Source organism: Bifidobacterium sp. UTCIF-39 (assembly GCF_006408715.1).
Lineage (GTDB): Bacteria > Actinomycetota > Actinomycetes > Actinomycetales > Bifidobacteriaceae > Galliscardovia > Galliscardovia tissieri.
Window position 1 is genome coordinate 55,098 of record NZ_JEOG01000006.1, and the last position, 17,612, is coordinate 72,709.

The window sequence follows — 17,612 nt, forward strand, 5'->3', positions numbered from 1 at the left end:
CCTTTGTATAGCCGAACAATATGGATAGCCGAACACTATAGTCACGACATAGTCACAAATCGCAACACCATGCCCCAGGAATCCATGCCTCAGGAATCCACTGTACCGATAGCTCCCCTCAGCCGGTTGCGGTCGGCGGGATCGCATCTCCGCCGACCGCAACCAACACCGTACACGTCGTTACGACGCCGTCACGCGCCCAACGACCGCAGGAACTGGATCTGGATGGCGTTCATGCCGTCATTGTCATCGGTCATACGCGCCGCAGCCATCGACAGCGTGCGCGCCGGCACGAACAGCGCGTTGTCCACACTCACACGGGCCGCATCACGTACGATCGACGCCACTTCGTTCTCCGGCCATACCGGCATCTCATGCTCACGCAGCACGGCCTTGGCCTCATCCACGGTATGCGGCACCGGAATGCACTGCGAACGCGCCCGGGCGAACAGCTCGTTGAGCTCGGATTCGATGGATCCCATGGTGCCGGATGCGATGTGATCGCTCATCAGGTAGGCAGCCGCGGCGATGTCGAAATCGTCGCGCATCCACTCGGCGTAGGCCAGACGGTAGTAGGCGAATGCGGCGTCGTCGCGGTCGAGGGCCACGCGCAACGCGTTCAGGCAGGCGGCACGGGCGGAATCCCAGTCCTGCGTGTTGGCCAGCTGGATGGCGAGCCGCAGGTGGGACAGCGGGTAGGCGGGGGCATAGGCGACCATGGCATTGAGGTGCGGCAGCGCCCTGTCCGGACCGGAGATCTGCGACAGTACGTCGGCGAGTTCCATATGCGCGTAGAACAGGTTGTCCGGGATCAGTACGGTCTTCTCGTCGGGCGTGGCAAACAGCCGGTTGTATACCACGCGTTCGGCGTACGAGTTGAAATAGCGGGGCACTCCGCCGGCGGCCGCGAACAGTTTATCGAGCTTGTCCACGGCGGCTTCGGCGACCTCGACGGCCTTCTGCGTCTCGCCGCCGAACAGCAGGTCTCGGGCCTTGACCCGTTCGGCGTCAAGCTGGTCGGCGAGTCCGAAGTCCGGTTCGGGAGTGTCCCGTCCGTCGATGATCGCGCTGGTCACATCGCCGGCCACCTCGTTGAGTTCGGGGTCGCCGATGCGATGGATGACGTCCATGGCCTGCCGTGCACGCTCCACGGAGGAGAGCGAATCGTCGAGCACCAGACGGTGGAAGTGGTTGATCGCACGCTGCAGCACGTCCACGCGTTGAATGGACAGTTCGAGCGTGTCCTGAGCGCCAAGAACCTTGGCCACCGGTTCGGGGAACCGCTGTTCGCTGAGTTCGGGCGCCTCCTGCGCGCCGGTGGGCGAATACATGGCGTCACGCAGATCGAATTCCGCGTCGATGGGCCTGAGCCCGGCGTCACCGTCCACGTCCATGGTGGCGTTGAAGGCACGATACAGGTGCTGCGGCCGGGCGAGGCCCTCCTCCTCGATCATGGTGAGGAAGCGCTCGCGGGTGAAGGTGACGGTGACGAGATTGCGCACGGTGGGGTTCTTGCGCAGGGCGGCGATCGGGTCGTCGGTGTCGATGTCGTCGTCGGACAGTCTGGTGTCCTGCCCGTCGATCGGGGCCTCGTTGAACGGATTGCCGGACAGATCGATGTCATCCTCCGACACGGTATCGCCATCACCGCCGTTGACATTGCCGTTCTCGTCCTGCGGCATGGAGAAGGCGACGGCGTCGATGTCCACGCCTTTCATGAGGTCCTCGAACGCCCTGTCCACGGACTCGTCCCCGTCTGGTTCGCCGACGGCTGGACGGTCGGATTCCGTTGATTCGTTATCCGTTCCTGGGGACTGGGGGTCATCGCCCGTCGTGGTGGGCACCTCGGCCTCGGGCGCCGTCAGCTGTCGTGCGGCGCTGCCGTGGACGTCGCCATCCTTGGGGTCGGCCTTGGTGGCGTTGCCGATCGTGTTGCCGGACCGCATGTCCTCGAACATGTGCAGGGCCTCGCTCATCAGCGAGGAGATCGCCGAGTTCTGTTCGGCTACGGCCTCCTCCAGACCGATGGAATCCACATGCAGCGACACGCGTTCCACGTGATCGTCCGCTCCGAAGGCGAGCGCCGCGAGCATGAGTCCGACACGCAGGTTGTAGTCGGTGGATAGGGCGGCCCTGTCGGGCTGGCTCAGATCAACCCAGCCGCGTGTACGTTCGTCGTATCGGGTGGTGGGCATCATCGACGTTCCCGCGGTGGTGAAGCCGATGGCCATGTTGCCGTCCTGAAGGCTGGCGCGGAATTCCACATCGAAACGGTAGGGCAGGCGGAGTCGTCGCACCAGTGAGGAGAACGTCTGACGGTACACCCATTCCGATCCGTTGGCATCGTGCACGTTCTGGACGCCACTGGCGCGACCGGCCGTTCCGCTTGTGCCGCTTGTGCCGGTGGCGGCCACGGGATCAGGCGATTCGTTGGCGGTGTCCACGGCGGCCTCGCGCGCGGCCTCCACCATGGCGGCAAGCGCCGCGGTGCCATCGTCGTGGATGGGATCGAACTGCTCGCCGGGCGCATCTTCGATGTCCAATGCGGTGATGGCGGGATTGGTCAGTAGCGCCCAGTCGAGCTGTGACGCCTGGGCGCGGGTGACGGTGTCTTCGGTGGGGTAGGCGCCGAGTCGGGCATTGCGTTCCAGCCACATGCTGACGGCGGCGAACCGGTTGAGGTTGCCTTCGATGCGTAGCGAGGCGAGGGCCGCGGGGAATTCGAGTCCGGAGTCCCAGCCGAAGAAGTAGCCTCCCGAATAGGGTGACGTGTACAGGCGCAGCGGCTCGGCGCCGTGCACGGCCTCCAGTCCTTCGATCTGGTCGAGTGCGCCGGCCTCGTTCATCAGGTCGGCGAAGAGGTCCTCGAGTCCGGAGACGCGCATGCCGTGGGCCCGTGCCTGCAGCGTGTCCTTGACGCTGCGTCGGATCGCGCCGATGGGGGCTTCGCGCCGGAGCCGGCGGAAGATGTTGCCCGAGCCGAATCCGATCATGAACCCGTTGACGCGCGGAAGGAAGTAGACGGCGAAGAACGCGATGGCCATGGCGTCACGGTATTCGAGGTCGGCGCGCAATTCCGCGGGAAGGTCGGCGCGCAATTGTTCGAGCGTGTAGCGGTTGTCGGATTTGAGCCACGAGGCCAGCCACATCATCTCGCCGTCGTCGCCACGACCGACGATGCCGCCCTGCAGCACGGTCATCGTGTCGTTGCCGATGGTGACGCAGGTACGGTCGGTTCCCTCGAGCCGGCTTTCCGTCACGTGGATCTCGTTTTCCTTGGCGAAGAGGAACACGGGCTCGTCGCGCTGCGTGTCCGGGTTGATGTCCGGCCCGGCGAAGACGCGCCCCTTATTGTCCACGAACGCGATCGGCGTGCAATGATTGCGGTCCGTGAATACGGCCAGCGAGAATCCGCGACCGTGCGATTGCGGGAACTGCGCCCATCCCACGGAAAGCCCGTCGGGCAGACCCGGCAGTTCGGTCAGCAGTCGTCGGTTGACCAGAGGGCCGATCCGGCGGGCGTGCGAGGCGAGTTCACGGAGTACACCGCCGTCGACGCCATGCATGGGACCCACACCCGGGGCGCTGTTCGGATGGTTCGGATTGATATTGGTGTCGGCACTGGGTTCGAACGGATCCGCGCCCCCGTTGGCGCCATTGCCGCCAGACACGAACCGCGACGCCATGGTTTCCAACTCCCCCAAGGCCTGGTGCAGAAGCCGTCCATATCGAAAACGTTTGCGACCATGATTACGCCGGTTGGAGGATGAAGTAGACATACCGTTCATTGTCACAATCCTTGACGACATAGCCCGTGTTTCATGCCAGTAGAGAACACTGCACAAGTCGGTTCGTCCCAGCCTGCAGGACGGTCTGCCACCGCCCGCCCAGTCGCATACCCTCCTACAATGGCTGTGTGACTTGCCGTACCAACTCCCCCGTCAGGGCGCATACCAGCATCATGCGTCACCTGACCCGTCATCGCACCGGTTTGCTGGCCGCGGCGATCATTATCATCATCGAGATCACGCTGGGCAATCTGCCGTTCTGGACGTCGCTGGGAGCCCCTTCGCCCACGTCCATGAACGCTGCGCATGTTGAACTTGGCTCGGGGCTGGTTCAGGGCGGTGATGGCGTACTGCGCGTCGTCGATCCGACACAGGCCTATATCGACGTGCCCGTCGCGAATGAGCAGGTGCGGTATGTACGGTATGACTTCGGTGGGGGCTCGCCGAAAAAAGCCGACCTGCATGGTGCCGGCTATTCGTTCGCGTGGAATCTACGGATACGTCTTGACGCGGCGGATGACGCCGCGTGGCATACCGGCAAGGTGATCGACGTCAGCCATGGCGTCGCGGCCACGCATGTGATCCGTAACCGGTCGTATGACGGCAACGTCACCCGTCTGCGTCTGTGGGTTCAGGAAGCACAGAACACGCAGTTCCCGTTCGGCCGGGTCATGGTGAATGTGCATCCGTCATTCCGGATCAGTCCGGTACGTGTGCTGGTCATGGCGGCGACGGCGGCGATACTGATCGCGCTACGACCGCGTTCCCGACTGTATGCCATGCCTTTGGATACTACGGATCGCCGGCAGCGGGCGGCGCTCGCGCTGGCGACGGTGCCGTTCCTGATCTCGTTCGGATTCACGATATGGGCCGGCACCCAGCAGGGTGCGCAGGTGTTCCATCGACCGTTCGCCTACACGTATGACATGGACCAGTACGCCCGGCTTGGCGACGCATTGCTCCACGGCCGTCCATGGCTGGATCTTCCCGTGCCGAAGGAGCTGCTCACCGCGGAGAACCCGTATGATGTGGCGTTCCATGAGCGGCTGCTCGCCACTGGCACGAATGAAGTGTACTGGGATCACGTGTATTTCAACGGCCACTGGTACACATATTTTGGTGTGGTTCCGGCGTTGCTGCTGTTTGTGCCGTTCCAGGCGATCACGTCGTTGTGGATCGAGGGCGGGGCGTGGCTGCCGGCGTCGGTGGCCACGATCACATTCCTGATCGGGTTTCTGGTGTTCGGGCTGCTGCTCGTCGTCCGTCTGTTCACACGGTTCTTCCCTTCGGTGAGCGTGGGGTCCACGATACTGGCGATGATCACGTTCATGTGCGGATCGAACGCCTGGGTGCTGTGGATGCGCCCGTCGTTCTATGAGATTCCCACCGCGTCCGCACTCATGTTCACCATGATGGGCCTATGGTTCTGGCTTGGCGCGCGCAGGGGCGACGAATCCGATGGGTATCGATTGTCACGATGGCGGATCGCCGCGGGTTCCCTGTGCATGGCGTTGACGTTGGGCTGCCGTATGACGTTCATTTTCTGCGCGTTGTTCTTCCTGCCGATCTTCGCCGATGAGATCCGCTCCGGTCTGATATTGCGTCCGATCGGCATGCTGTTGCCGAGACGCTGGCGCATGGGCGTGTGGAAGGAGCAGACTCGCGGTCATCGGATTCCTCCGCGGGTGTTCGCCTCGTGGCGCAATGATCTTGCTGCGGCGCTGCCCGCGTTCGTGGTGTTCGCCGACCTGCTCTGGTATAACCTGTGGCGGTTCGGGTCGTTGCTGGATTTCGGCAACGACTACCAGTTCACGGTGGTGGATCTGACCCGATATCGCGAACCGTTGGTCGTACTGCCGCAGATGCTGCAGTACTATCTGATCCAGCCGCCGCGTATGACGGGGTCGTTCCCGTGGTTGACCGTGCCGTATACGCCGGTGCATCCATGGCAGTATCATGAGCGGATCATCGGCGGCCTGTTCTGGATGATTCCGGTGTGTCTGCTGGTGTTCCTGATGCCGGCCATGCGTCACACGCTGCGTCGGCATCGCGCGTGGGGTCTGGCGTGCATGTCGCTGGCGCTTGGCGTATTCGAGTTGTTGTTCGTCAGCTACAAGGGCGGCCTGGACTGGCGTTATGTCTGTGATTTCTCATGGCTGATCACATTGCCGGGCATCCTGATGATCCCGATCATGATGGAATGGGTGAAGACGAAGCTGATGCTCGCCTCCCCCGGCATCATTCGTACCGCCCGTCTGGTTCGGGCGAGTGTGATCACACTGGTGTTGTGGACGTTGTTCATGACGGTGGTCAGTTCGTTCATGACCGGCCGTGCCAGCCCGATGATCACGTCGAATCCTAACGTGTTTTACACCGTCCAATCCTGGTTCGTCTGGTGAGATATCGCCGTCACGGAGTGTCCTCGGCGTTGCGGCACGCTCGACGTACCTTCGTACGCCTTCGCGTGCCGCGCCTTGAGGACACATGCGTGACGGCGATATCTCAGCTCGTTCCGTCTCCGATTTGAACGAGAACGAGGAATTGGGATGTAGCAGACAAGGCGTACGGAGGTACGCCAAATGCTCTGCAGTGCAGATGACTCAGCCTCCAAAGTGAAAAATCCACACCACGCGTGTGTCATCAAGGCGTGAAAGGTGAAGGCGTACAAAGGTACGTCGAGTCTTCCGTAACGCAGATGACTCAGCCTCCAAAGTGAAAAATCCACACCACGCGTGTGTCATCAAGGCACGGAAGACGAAGGCGTACGAAGGTACGTCGAGTCTTCCGTAACGCAGATGACACTCCGTGGTGTGGATTTTTGCCCTAGAAGGTGGAGGCGTAATAGGCCGCCCCTACAATGCCTGCGTCGTTGAGGAGCTGGGCGGGGACGATGGGGGTTTTGATGTCGATGTAGGGGAAGAACTTGTCGCTCTTTTTGCTGACGCCACCGCCGACGACGAAGATGTCGGGGCTGAAGTAGTGTTCGAGAAGGTGATAGTACTTGGTGAGGCGCTTGCCCCATTTCTTCCAGGTGAGTTCTTTGGCGCTGCGGACGGAGTCGGCGGCGTATTTTTCGGAGTCGCCTTTGTCGTCGAGGAGGAGGTGGCCGAGTTCGGTGTTGGGGACGAGGACGCCGTTCATGATGAGGGCGGTGCCGATGCCAGTGCCGAGGGTGGTGGCGATGACGAGGCCCTTGACGTCTTTGGCGGCGCCGAATTGGGCTTCGGCGAGGCCTGCGGCGTCAGCGTCGTTGACGACGTGGACGGTGCGGCCGGTTTGTTCGCACATGAGTTCGTTGATGTCGACGCCGACCCAGGACTGGTCGAGGTTGGCCATGAAGTCAAGGGGACGGCCGGGCTTGACGGGGGCGGGGAAGGCGATGCCGATGGGGGTGCCGTCTTCGACTTCGTAGTGGTCGAGGATCTGCTTGACGATGCCGGCGACGGCGATGGGGGTGGATTCTTCGGGGGTGGGGATGCGGAGGCGCTCGCAGGCGAATTTTCCTTCGCCAAGGTCTACGGGAGCGCCTTTGATGCCGGATCCGCCGATGTCGATGCCGAATGCCTGTGCGGTTTCAATCATGTGTCTTCTCCTCAACGAGATTGATCGGTTGGCCCGCATTGCGAACCTGTATGAACGAATGTACCACCGGCGGGGGCGCTTGCGGGCCGTGTCGATCGGTTTTATGCGCGGTTGTGGGAGAAGGTACGGCGTAGGTTCTCGTGCATGAGGATCATGAGGAGGAGGATGACGCCGAGGTAGTAGGGGTAGAGGCTGATGGTGATGTGGTTGGCGATGAGGCCGAAAAGCGGTGGCGCGGCGAGGCTGCCGACGTAGGCGCAGGCCATTTGGACGCCGATGACGGCTTGGGATTTGTCGGCGCCGAAGTAGGCGGGGGTGGAGTGGATGACGCAGGGGTAGATGGGTGCGCAGCCGAAGCCGATGGTGATGAGTCCGATGAGGGGGATGATGGTGTTGCCGGCGGGGATGGCCATGAGGATGACGCCGCAGCCGACGAGAACCTGGCCGATGCGGATCATGACGTGGTCAGGGAAGCGCATGGTGAGGAATCCGCTGAGGGCGCGGCCGGCGGTGATGCCCATGTAGAAGAGGCTGGCCCAGGCGGCGGCCTGTTCGGCGTCGATGCCGCGGCCGAGCACCATGTAGCTGGAGGCCCAGAGTCCGGCGGTGGTTTCGACGGCGCAGTAGCAGAAGAACATGACGAGGATGGATTTGGCACCGGGGATGGCGAGTACGTCGAGGGGGCTGAGCGCCTTGTGGGGTGTGGTGTCGTCGGCGGTGTCGGGCTGCTGGTCGGCACCGGGATCCGCGGTGTTGTCGCTGCGGGTTTTCCAAAGGGGCAGGCTGATGAGAATCAGTGCGGTGAGCACCATTTGGAGGATGGATACCCAGCGGTATCCGGAGTTCCAGGTGTGGCCGCCGGTGAGCGCGTAGTTCATGATGTAGGGGCCGGCGGATGCGCCGATGCCCCACATGCAGTGCAGCCAGCTCATGTGGCGGCTGGTGTAGTGAAGCGCCACGTAGTTGTTGAGGGCGGCGTCGACGGCTCCGGCACCGAGTCCGTAGGGGATGGCCCAGAGGCAGATGACCCAGAAGGCGGGTGCGAAGGAGAATCCGGCGAGCGCGAGGGCGGTCATGGCGACGCTGATGGCGGTGACTTTGCCGGCACCGAGTTTGAGGGTGAGCCGGTCGCTCATGAGTGCGGAGATGATGGTTCCGGCGCTGATGATCATGGAGATCATGCCGGCGTATGAGACGGGGACGTCGAATTGCGGGTACATGACCGGCCATGCGGAGCCGAGGATGGCGTCGGGTAGGCCGAGGCTGATGAACGCGACGTAGATTACGGCGAGCAGCAGGTTGCCCATGGGTCTCTCCTTGTTGGGATCGGTACATGCCGTCGTCATTGATGGGTGAAACGCACCTAGGGCATGTACAAACGTACATGCCCTAGGTTAGAACGTTCCATGCGCGAGACACGCCGTAAAACCTACCAAACGGAAGGTAATTTTCGTTGACGTTGTCAGCCGATCGACGTCAACGACGTGGCCACCGCTATTGCAGTCCCAGTCGGCCGCTCTTCCAGGGACGATGCAGTTTGCGGTCGATGCCGCGCATACGCCACATGCGGTTCTGGGTGTCCACATCACTGAGCAGGTATCCCGCCACGAACGGTCTGCGGAATCCTTCGAAGTCCACGCCATGGCCGATCTCGCCGTAGGCACGCATGCATGCCACGTTCGCGAACTCCTCGGCGAGCAGTTCATGACGCCGGTCGGGATCGAGCGAGTCGTCGCATTCGATAAGCCACTGGCGGATCGAAAAAACGCCACGGATACGACGCTCGTCGATCAGCTTCATCATCGATTCGATGATGCGCAGTCGGTTCGACCAGATCATGTCGCGCAGCACGTCGGCCTCGAATCCGAGGTATGTGGTGCCCGATGCGTCGGCGGCATCCTCGAGTTCGGCCGCCGCCTGCTCCTCGAGCCACTGGAATCCCACGGTACGATAGGCGGCCAGGGCCAGGGATGCACGCCATGCCATGGTGTCGGGATGGTTCTGCGCCACCTTGGACGCCACGATCTGATACGGCTCCTGCAGCGTGGAGTCGGTGAACTCCTCCACGGTACGCTTGCCGGGACGGTAGATCGTGTGGGCGGTGCGGCGCAGTCGCACCACGCTCGACTCGGCTACGCGATGGCAGATCTTGGCGAACTTGGTGGGGTCGAGGCTGGCTCCGCCCACGAGGAATCCGTCGATGCCGTATCGGCGGATGATCGACGCCGCGTTATCCGGCTTGATGGATCCGCCGTACAGGATGCGCACCTTGGCCGCCACGTCGGCGCCGAATGTGGCGTTGATGAAGTCGCGGATGTCGGCGAGCGCCGATTCGATCACGGTGGGGTCCGGCGGGGTGCCGGTGCCGATGCTCCATACGGGCTCGTATGCCACGATCACCTTGCTCATGTCCTCCGGGGAGAGGAGTCGCACGGCGGATACGAGCTGGTTGAGCGCGTAGTCGATGCCGATGCCGTCGTCGCGGCCGAGTTTGGTTTCGCCGATGCAGACGATGGGCGTCATGCCGCTGTCGAGCACCACGCGCATCTTGCGGTCGATCTTCTCGTCGTCCTCGGGGTGGTAGCGACGTTGTTCAGAATGGCCGAGGAGCACGTATCGGCAGTCGAGCGCGGCGAGCATCTGGGCGCTGATGTCGCCGGTGTAGGCGCCGGCGTCGAGTTCACTTACGTTCTGGGCGCCGAAGAACAGTTCGCCGTTCAGGTCGGTTTTGCGCGCCATATCGTGAATGGCCAGCAGGCTGGTGAAGGATGGCAGTACGCCGGTTTCCACCCGGTTGACGACGGTGCCGGTCTCCTCCATCCGCCGGGCCCAGTTCTGTCCGGACCCGGAGTATTCCAGCAGCCATTGGCCGGCTTGACGGTGGTCAAGGTTCATTTTCCAGTTGCCGATGACCATCGGCGTGCGCAGCACGCTGTCGTTGTACTTCATGATCTCCTATGCACCCCAGTTTTCGATGACGGCCTGTCCCTTGTGGTCGCCGAGGACGACGTAGCGCGCCGTGCCGAGTTCGAATTTGCGACCTTCCGCGGCGGGCAGATCCACCCATGCCATGGTCACGAGTCGCAGGATGTGGGAGTGGGCCACCAGTAGCACGTCCTTGCCTTCGTCGGTGATGGCCTTGGCTTCGTCGGCGATCTTCTTTGCGCGGGCGAACGCCTCGTCGATCGTTTCGCCTTCAGTCAGATGCACGGCCACCTGTTCGCCGTCGGGAAGGGTCTCGACGCGTTCCTCCCCCAGCGACTCCGGCACGGACTGCGGTCCGTCAAACCAGAGGTTCCAGGCACGACCGAGCGCTTCGCCGATCTGTCCGCGGGTGCGACCTTCGGCACGGCCATAGTCCCATTCCATGAGTTCGTCACGGTATTCGGCGTCGAATCCGGCGAGACTCGCGGTTTCGCTGGCGCGCTTGAGCGGCGAGCAGTAGATGGCGGCGAATGGCTGCGGATGGGCGGCGCGCACTCGTTCTCCGGCTTCGACGGCCTGCTGGCGTCCGATTTCGGTCAGCGGCACGTCGGTGCGGCCGGTGTGCTGCCCGGAGACGGCCCAGTAGGTCTGTCCATGACGAAGAAGATACGCTTTTCCTGGCTTCATGATGTTTGCTTTCCTGTGTTGAGTTGGTGTTTGGTGTACTGCCGTGTACGTATGTGGTGCGGCCATCGCACGATGGCCGTATCCCCTTGGGGGCGTGCGCCGACGGACGTCGTTGCCCTCGGCGCATGATGTGTCGGGGTGCGGGCGTTCGCCCGCGTTTCCTCCGTTGGATGTCAGGCCACGACCGGGTCGAGCACTGACTTGTAGGTCACCTCGGTGGCGTGGCCGGCGCTGCCGAGCAGCTGTGCGACCTGCGCGACCTTGGCGGTCATGGCCTTGCGGCCTGCGGCGTTCCACTTGCGCGGATCGAAGAACTTCTTGCCTTCGCGGTGCGAGCGCTGCTTGCCGTCGGCGGCGACGAGGAACGCGTCGATGCCGTTGGTGAACTCGTACTGGGTGTCGGTGTCGACGTTCATCTTGACCACGCCGTCCTTGACCGCCGCACGCACATCCTCCTCGGACGATCCGGAGCCGCCATGGAACACGTACATGTTGCACACGCCGGTCTTTTCGGCGATTTCGGAGAGCAGCTCGGGCTTGAGGTGCGGGATGACGGCGGTGCCGTGCGCGTTGCCGAAGGCGACGGCCAGCAGGTAGTCGTCCTCGTCGAGTCCGGCGTCGGTGAAGACCTTCTGGATCACGGCCACGTCTTCGGGAGTGGAGTAGACGGCCTGATCGGCGACGCCGTCCTCCATGCCGCCCCACTTGCCGCCGGCCTCGACCTCGAGTACGCCGTCGACGGCCTGGACCATCGGCAGCAGCTCCTTGATGGTGGCTGCGTTGTCGTGAATCTCGTCATGGGATCCGTCGAACATGAACGAGTCGAAGATCTTCTCCTCACCGGCGTCCTTGAGCTTCTTGAGCTCCACGAGCAGCGGCTTGAGCCAGGTGTCCACGTAGTCGGCGTGGCAGTGGTCGGTGTGCAGGATGATCGGCACGTGGTGGCTCTTGCGCAGATCGCGCATCATGCGACCGATGATGATCGACCCCTCGACCGGATCGCCCTTGGGGCTGGCCTGCTTGGCGCCGCCGATGCTCACCTGCACGAATCCCGCGCTGTGCGCCTGCTCCAGTCCTTCCATCGCCGCGATGGCGGTATCGAGGTTGCTGATGTTGATGGCAGGATAGGCATATCCCCCGTTGTGCGCCTCATCAAGCAGATGCTTGACCTCGGTGGCCGTCATCGTAAACGTGTTTCCGGTCGTTTCGCTCATATCCGTCCCCTTTTGGAACCATGTGGGAAATGCATTCATACGGGGGATTCCCATGCGCCCCCGCCATGACCCATGGTCCCACTTTCTGGTCTTGGTTTGCAAGCTCATTCGCATGCAATCGACGACAACGCCCAAAGCTCACATAATCAGCACTCAAGAGCTCACAAATACGTTCATGACGGTCGATTTGAACGAAGCAAACACACATAAATTCGCACAGAATCGAACGACACGCGAACACGAACGGAATCCCATGTGCGTTTCTGTGTTTCCTGAAGAAAAACCGCACATTAAAAACAAACATTTCTTGCGTCCGGCCCTGTCCACGACTTCGTTTTCAAGACCGGACGCCCTGCACAATACCTCGCAATACAACAACGACGGTCGCATCCGTTCGCGGAGACGAAGACCAGTCTCCGCGAACGAACACGACCGTCGGCGAATCTTGATTCGATACGCGCTCACGCCTTGGCCGAGCGACGGACCTTGGCAGGCTTCACCTCAAGATCCCGGACCTCCACGTCGGGAACGTTTTCGGCACGGGTCATGGCGCTGAGCGACCTGACGCGCAGGGATGCGATCAGGCCGATGCATGCGAGCACCGCGGCGAAGACGAATCCGAAACGGGAACCGGTGACGAACGCATGGGCGGAGTCGGCTCCGGCGGCGAGCGCACGGGACTCCCCCATGCCGAGCAGCAAGGTGGCCACGGCCGTGGCGATGGCTCCCCACACCTGCTGCAACGTATTGATGATGGTGCTGCCATCGGTGGCGAGCTGCGGCGGCAGGGCGGCCAATGCCGTGGACTGGGCCGAGCTCATGGTCAGCGGCACGCCGATCATCAGCACCACATGGGCGGCGATGATATACGCCACCGAACTGGTCGTGCCGGCCGCCATGAGCAGCGCCAGGCCGACGATGGAGATCGCCAGACCACTCCGCACCAGAATCTTCGGGCCGATCGCGTCGAACAGACGACCGGAGAGCAGTGACACCACAGCGTTGATCACACCGCCGGGCAGCATCACGAGTCCCGCCATGGCCGCAGGCACGCCCATGCCGTTCTGGATCTCCTGCGGCATGAGGTACATGGCGCACAAGGTGATGCCGAAGTTCATCATCACCACAACCGCGCCGGTGGTGAACTGCGGGATGGCGAACGCACGCAGATCGATGACGGGCACATCCATACGCAGCTGCCGACGGCTGTAGAGCGCCACGGCGATCACGCCGGCCACGAGGATCGTCACGACCGAGGCCGACATGCCGAATTCGCTGATCAGGCTCACACCCAGCACCAGACCACCGAATCCGATCACCGAGGTCAGGCAGCTGAACACGTCGATACGCGGACGGGTGAGCGTGTACGGATTGACCATGAACACGATGGCGCAGACCAGCGCGACCGCCGCCACCAGCGCGAAGAAGTAGAAGATCCACCGCCAGCTGAGCGCGCCAATGAAGAATCCGGACAGGGTGGGGCCGATGGCCGGCGCGAACATGATGATCAGCGTGGTGGTGCCCATCGCGGCACCGATCCTGTTCTTGGGGAACACTTCCAGCAGCACGGAGAACATCATCGGCAGCACCAGACCGGTGGAGACGCCCTGAATCATACGTCCGGCAAGCAGCACGGGGAACACTGGCGCGAAACCCGAGATCAGCGAACCGATCAGGAATGCGCCCAGCGCCACGATCAGCAGGCTTTTGGCACGGAACCACTTCAGCAGCAATCCCACAAACGGCAGCACCACGCCGATCACCAGCATGTAACCGACCACCAGCCACTGGGCGGTGCCGGCGGGGACGCCGAACGTCGTCATCAGACTGGGTAGCGCGATGTTCATCGACGTTTCGCTCAACATGCCCAGGAACGCGCCCAGGTACAATCCCAGCATCACCAGCGTGGGGTACTTCACATCCACACGCGCCTTCATCATTTCCGAGTTCTGCCGTGTTTCGGCCATGCTCGTCTCATCCTCCACATTGTCAACATCCGCGTCCGAGCATGACGGAGCACGCCGGCATGATGCGCAGGCGAGATGTGATCGTCAATGGATTTCGGACGCTATTTGCCGCAGGCCCTGGAGACCGCGGCGGCTATCGCATCGATCGTGGAGATCATGGATTCGATATCGTCCATGTTCACCGTGTCCGCCAGTTCCCGTTCAATGCGCTGACGGACACCGACGATGTACCGGTCGATGTAGTCCTCGCCGAGCGGCGTGGCGCGAATCAGCACCACGCGACCGTCGACGGGACTGGCCGTCTTCCTCAGTACACCCATATCGGTCATCTCGCGGATCGCGCGGGTGACGTTGGGCATGCGCATGCCGAGCGCATCGCCGATATCGGACACGCGGGAGCACCCGGTATCGTCACATGTGCGGGTCAGCGCGTCCAATACGCGAACGTGTATCGGACGTACGCCCTTCGGCAGTTCGGGCACCAGATTACGGGTCGACGCCGCGGTATCCATGGCGTGCAGAATCCTGTCAAGCAGGTTGATATCCATGACATCCACCATATCCCGATACCCACAGAACATGTACGGCACTGGTGACCGGATGGCTTCACGATCGATTTTTATTTATATGAGATAACTATCTCCGATAGATAGTTTACGACGGCGATGGACCATGCGACACGCCGATTGCTGAACATGGATTTGGTGTGCCGAATATGGTTCAGCCCCAACGACCCCGGATGCGATACCGACAGTGCGATACCGACGACCACGTCGTGCCGCATCCGGAAGCCCGACATCGCGCGGTATGGCGAGCGGTATGGCGAAGAACCTACGCCAATGCCTCGCGGACCGTGGCGAGAATGGCGCGCACACCGGCCTCGAACACGTCCGGCTCGGGCAGCAGCGACACCGCCAGATATCCGTTGGCCGTCATGTCGAAGAAGAATCCCGGCTGCGCGGTGGCGTGATGTCCGTGAATCAGCAACAACACCAGTTCGCTTTCGTCAATGGACGAGGGGAACCGCACCAGCACGTTCCAGCCGCCCTCCGCTCGGAGCACATTGACCACGCCCAGCTCGTCCCCGTCAAGCAGTGCATGCAGCGTGGCTAGATTCGCACGGGTCCGTTCCCGCACACGACTCGTCTGCGCGACCGCGTCCTTGAGCAGATCAGGGATCCGGTCGGCGATGATATCGCTCATCGGAAGAAAATCGTCGGCGATCACATCAAGCCTCGCCATGGCCTCGGCCACATCATCGTCGGGGCCGGACACCTGGATCCAGCCGACCTTGGCGTGCGGCGCGGCCAGCATCTTCGAGAATCCGTCGAGCGCGAAGGTGAGCACGCCACGCTCCCCCGCCAGCCGCGCGTTGCCGTCGAACGGTTCGAGCGCGTAATCGTAGAACACCTCATCGGCGATGATCGCCACGTCGTGACGCGCGCACAACTCCACCAACCGACGACGCTCCTCCGGCTTCACATAGGATCCGGTGGGATTGTTCGGATTGATCAGCACCAGCGCGCGAATGTCCGGAGCCTCATCATCCGTCGCGGATGCGTCCAGCAGCTCCTCGATCTCGGCGATGTCGATCATCCACGACCCGTCATAGACCTGCGAATATTCCACGGCCTCGACGTTCTCCAACCGGGCGATCGACTCGATCAGCGGATACCCGGGCTTGGGAGCGAGCACCGCGTCGCCGGGGTCGCACAGCAGCTTCATCAGCCACGAATACGCCTCGGACGTGGAGCTCAGCAGATACAGCCGATCCGGGTCGACCGGGCGAACGCCATCCCGCATACCGTCCACACCACCGACGCCAGCACCGTCCGCGCCGCCGGCCGACAGGAAGTCGGCGAGCGCCCGTCGTGCCGCGGACTGGCCGCGCGGGTTCGCCTCGTACACGCCGGGCACGCCCGCCGGCGCCAGCCCGTGACGGGTGGGATTGGAATCATTGAGCTTGGTCAGGGTCACGCCGTCGCGCCGGGCCTGTTGCTCGGCCAGACTGATGGCGTTGGGGCGTGACGTGTCGACGCGATGGGAGAAGCGCATGTCGAGCCCGATCGTTCACCGCTTCGGCGCGGTCGATGACGCTGGCGCAGAAGTCTTCAGCGGCGGCATCGGCTGCCAGTCGGGGTCGTGGAACAGCTTGTGGGAGTCCCACCAGCCGCGGAAGATCTGCTTCAGACCGTTGCCGATATGACCGCGGTCCACGGCCACCAGACGGATGATTTCCTTGGCGATGGTGGCGATGGTGCCCACGCCGAACAGGAAGCCACGGTAGTCGCCGTGCGCCATGAAGTACCGGGCCATGTAGCCGCGGTTGCGCAGAATGTGGTAACGGTTCATGTCGGATGTGGAGTTGAGCTGGCGCAGGCCGCCGATGTCCCAGTTGCCGATCTCGCGGGTGCGGCGCATCACGCGGTCGGGAATGATGATCGGATTGGTGACCTTGCTGGCGAGATACCCGTAGATCGTGTCATCCCAGTAGATGAAGAACCGGGGGTCGGGGAAACCGATCTGCTCCACGATGTTGCGACGGAACAGGCCGCCCTCGAAGCACATGGTGTTCATCACACGGTATCCGGCTGGGCCGAATGCGGCCGGCGCGATCGGGTTGGGGATACCCAGCGGCACGATGAAATGGTACTGCCAGTAGAACGGGCCGCCGTCGTAGTCGTATCGGCTGCCCTGGATCACGTCATGGGTCGGCATCCACTTGGCGAGCTTGGCCATGCCGTCGGGTTCGATGGCCACGTCGTCGTCCATCACCCAGAACCATTCGGCGCCGAGTTCGTATGCCTTCTTCACGCCGGCGGAGAATCCGCCGGACCCGCCGAGGTTGTCGGTCTGCGGCGCATACACCACGCGGTTGAGATTGCCGTCGGTGTCGGCGATCGTCTTGCCCCACTGCGCGGTGACCTTGTCGGAGAATTCCTCGACCATGGCGCGAGTCTTGTCGGAGTGCTCGTTGTCGACGATCACGATGCGCCACGGCGCGATGGTCGATGCGAGGAACGATGCGAACAGCGTCTTGAGGAGTTCCTGACGCTTGTAGGTCACCACGACGATGGCGAGCCTGTCCGTCACCTTCCTGTCCTTGCCGTTCTTCCTGCCGTCCGCAGCTGTTGTCTTGGCTGATGTGTTCTCGATCTTCTGCGCAGTCATACCGTCCATTGTGACACTGCCACGCGAAAAAAACGGTCTGATATCACGTTCCAGATTCGTCCGATATCAAAAACCCGCCGCGAGGCCTGTTCCATGACGGCTCCTATGCTACAGTCGTGAACGAAGTTTCAGGGCGGGGTGAGATTCCCCACTGGCGGTAACGGCACGATCGGTTTTCACAACGGTCGCAACCGAAGCCCGCGAGCCGCGGAAAGCGGCCGATCCGGTGCGATTCCGGAGCCAACGGTGACAGTCCGGATGAGAGAAACGAGGTGCTC

General features: G+C 62.5%; 11 protein-coding genes and 1 riboswitch. Of the genes, 1 reads left to right on the plus strand and 10 read right to left on the minus strand.

What is annotated here, in order from left to right:
• Positions 1-191: 191 nt before the first annotated feature.
• Entirely contained in the window at positions 192-3,566 is a 3,375-nt protein-coding gene (locus EP30_RS03870; protein ID WP_375137735.1) for a tetratricopeptide repeat protein, read from the minus strand.
• Positions 3,567-3,916: 350 nt separating this feature from the next.
• Here EP30_RS03870 and EP30_RS03875 point away from each other — a divergent pair, with 350 nt between their 5' ends.
• Positions 3,917-6,187, plus strand: coding sequence for a hypothetical protein (locus EP30_RS03875; RefSeq protein ID WP_140556316.1), 2,271 nt, complete (start codon positions 3,917-3,919; stop codon positions 6,185-6,187).
• A 424-nt stretch (positions 6,188-6,611) separates the two neighbouring features.
• Here the strand turns inward: EP30_RS03875 and ppgK are convergent, their stop codons facing one another.
• The 9 genes from ppgK to EP30_RS03920 form a co-directional block, all read right to left on the minus strand.
• Positions 6,612-7,370: a polyphosphate--glucose phosphotransferase gene (ppgK, locus tag EP30_RS03880; RefSeq protein WP_140556319.1), complete on the minus strand. Its 759-nt coding sequence runs from the start codon at positions 7,368-7,370 to the stop codon at positions 6,612-6,614.
• 101 nt (positions 7,371-7,471) lie between these two features.
• Positions 7,472-8,677, minus strand: a complete 1,206-nt coding sequence (locus EP30_RS03885; RefSeq protein ID WP_140556321.1) for a sugar MFS transporter — start codon at positions 8,675-8,677, stop codon at positions 7,472-7,474.
• Positions 8,678-8,864: 187 nt separating this feature from the next.
• Positions 8,865-10,319, minus strand: a complete 1,455-nt coding sequence (gene tpiA, locus EP30_RS03890; RefSeq protein WP_094662720.1) for a triose-phosphate isomerase — start codon at positions 10,317-10,319, stop codon at positions 8,865-8,867.
• Between the two features lie 6 nt (positions 10,320-10,325).
• Positions 10,326-10,982 carry a histidine phosphatase family protein gene (locus EP30_RS03895; protein ID WP_308810402.1) on the minus strand — a complete coding sequence of 219 codons (657 nt, stop codon included), beginning with the start codon at positions 10,980-10,982 and terminating at the stop codon, positions 10,326-10,328.
• Between the two features lie 173 nt (positions 10,983-11,155).
• Positions 11,156-12,196, minus strand: coding sequence for a class II fructose-bisphosphate aldolase (locus tag EP30_RS03900; protein ID WP_181160780.1), 1,041 nt, complete (start codon positions 12,194-12,196; stop codon positions 11,156-11,158).
• Positions 12,197-12,657: 461 nt separating this feature from the next.
• Positions 12,658-14,163 (minus strand): MDR family MFS transporter, encoded by a 1,506-nt coding sequence (locus tag EP30_RS03905; RefSeq protein WP_140556326.1) that lies wholly within the window; start codon positions 14,161-14,163, stop codon positions 12,658-12,660.
• 101 nt (positions 14,164-14,264) lie between these two features.
• The gene (locus tag EP30_RS03910; RefSeq protein ID WP_158216825.1) at positions 14,265-14,711 is read right to left on the minus strand and encodes a MarR family winged helix-turn-helix transcriptional regulator; all 447 of its coding nucleotides are present in this window, start codon (positions 14,709-14,711) and stop codon (positions 14,265-14,267) included.
• 283 nt (positions 14,712-14,994) lie between these two features.
• Positions 14,995-16,218 carry a pyridoxal phosphate-dependent aminotransferase gene (locus tag EP30_RS03915; RefSeq protein ID WP_140556329.1) on the minus strand — a complete coding sequence of 408 codons (1,224 nt, stop codon included), beginning with the start codon at positions 16,216-16,218 and terminating at the stop codon, positions 14,995-14,997.
• A 15-nt stretch (positions 16,219-16,233) separates the two neighbouring features.
• On the minus strand, positions 16,234-17,343 hold the full coding sequence (locus tag EP30_RS03920) for a glycosyltransferase family 2 protein (RefSeq protein ID WP_140556331.1): 1,110 nt from the start codon (positions 17,341-17,343) through the stop codon (positions 16,234-16,236).
• A gap of 111 nt (positions 17,344-17,454) precedes the next feature.
• A riboswitch (FMN riboswitch) is annotated at positions 17,455-17,608 on the plus strand.
• Positions 17,609-17,612: the final 4 nt, after the last annotated feature.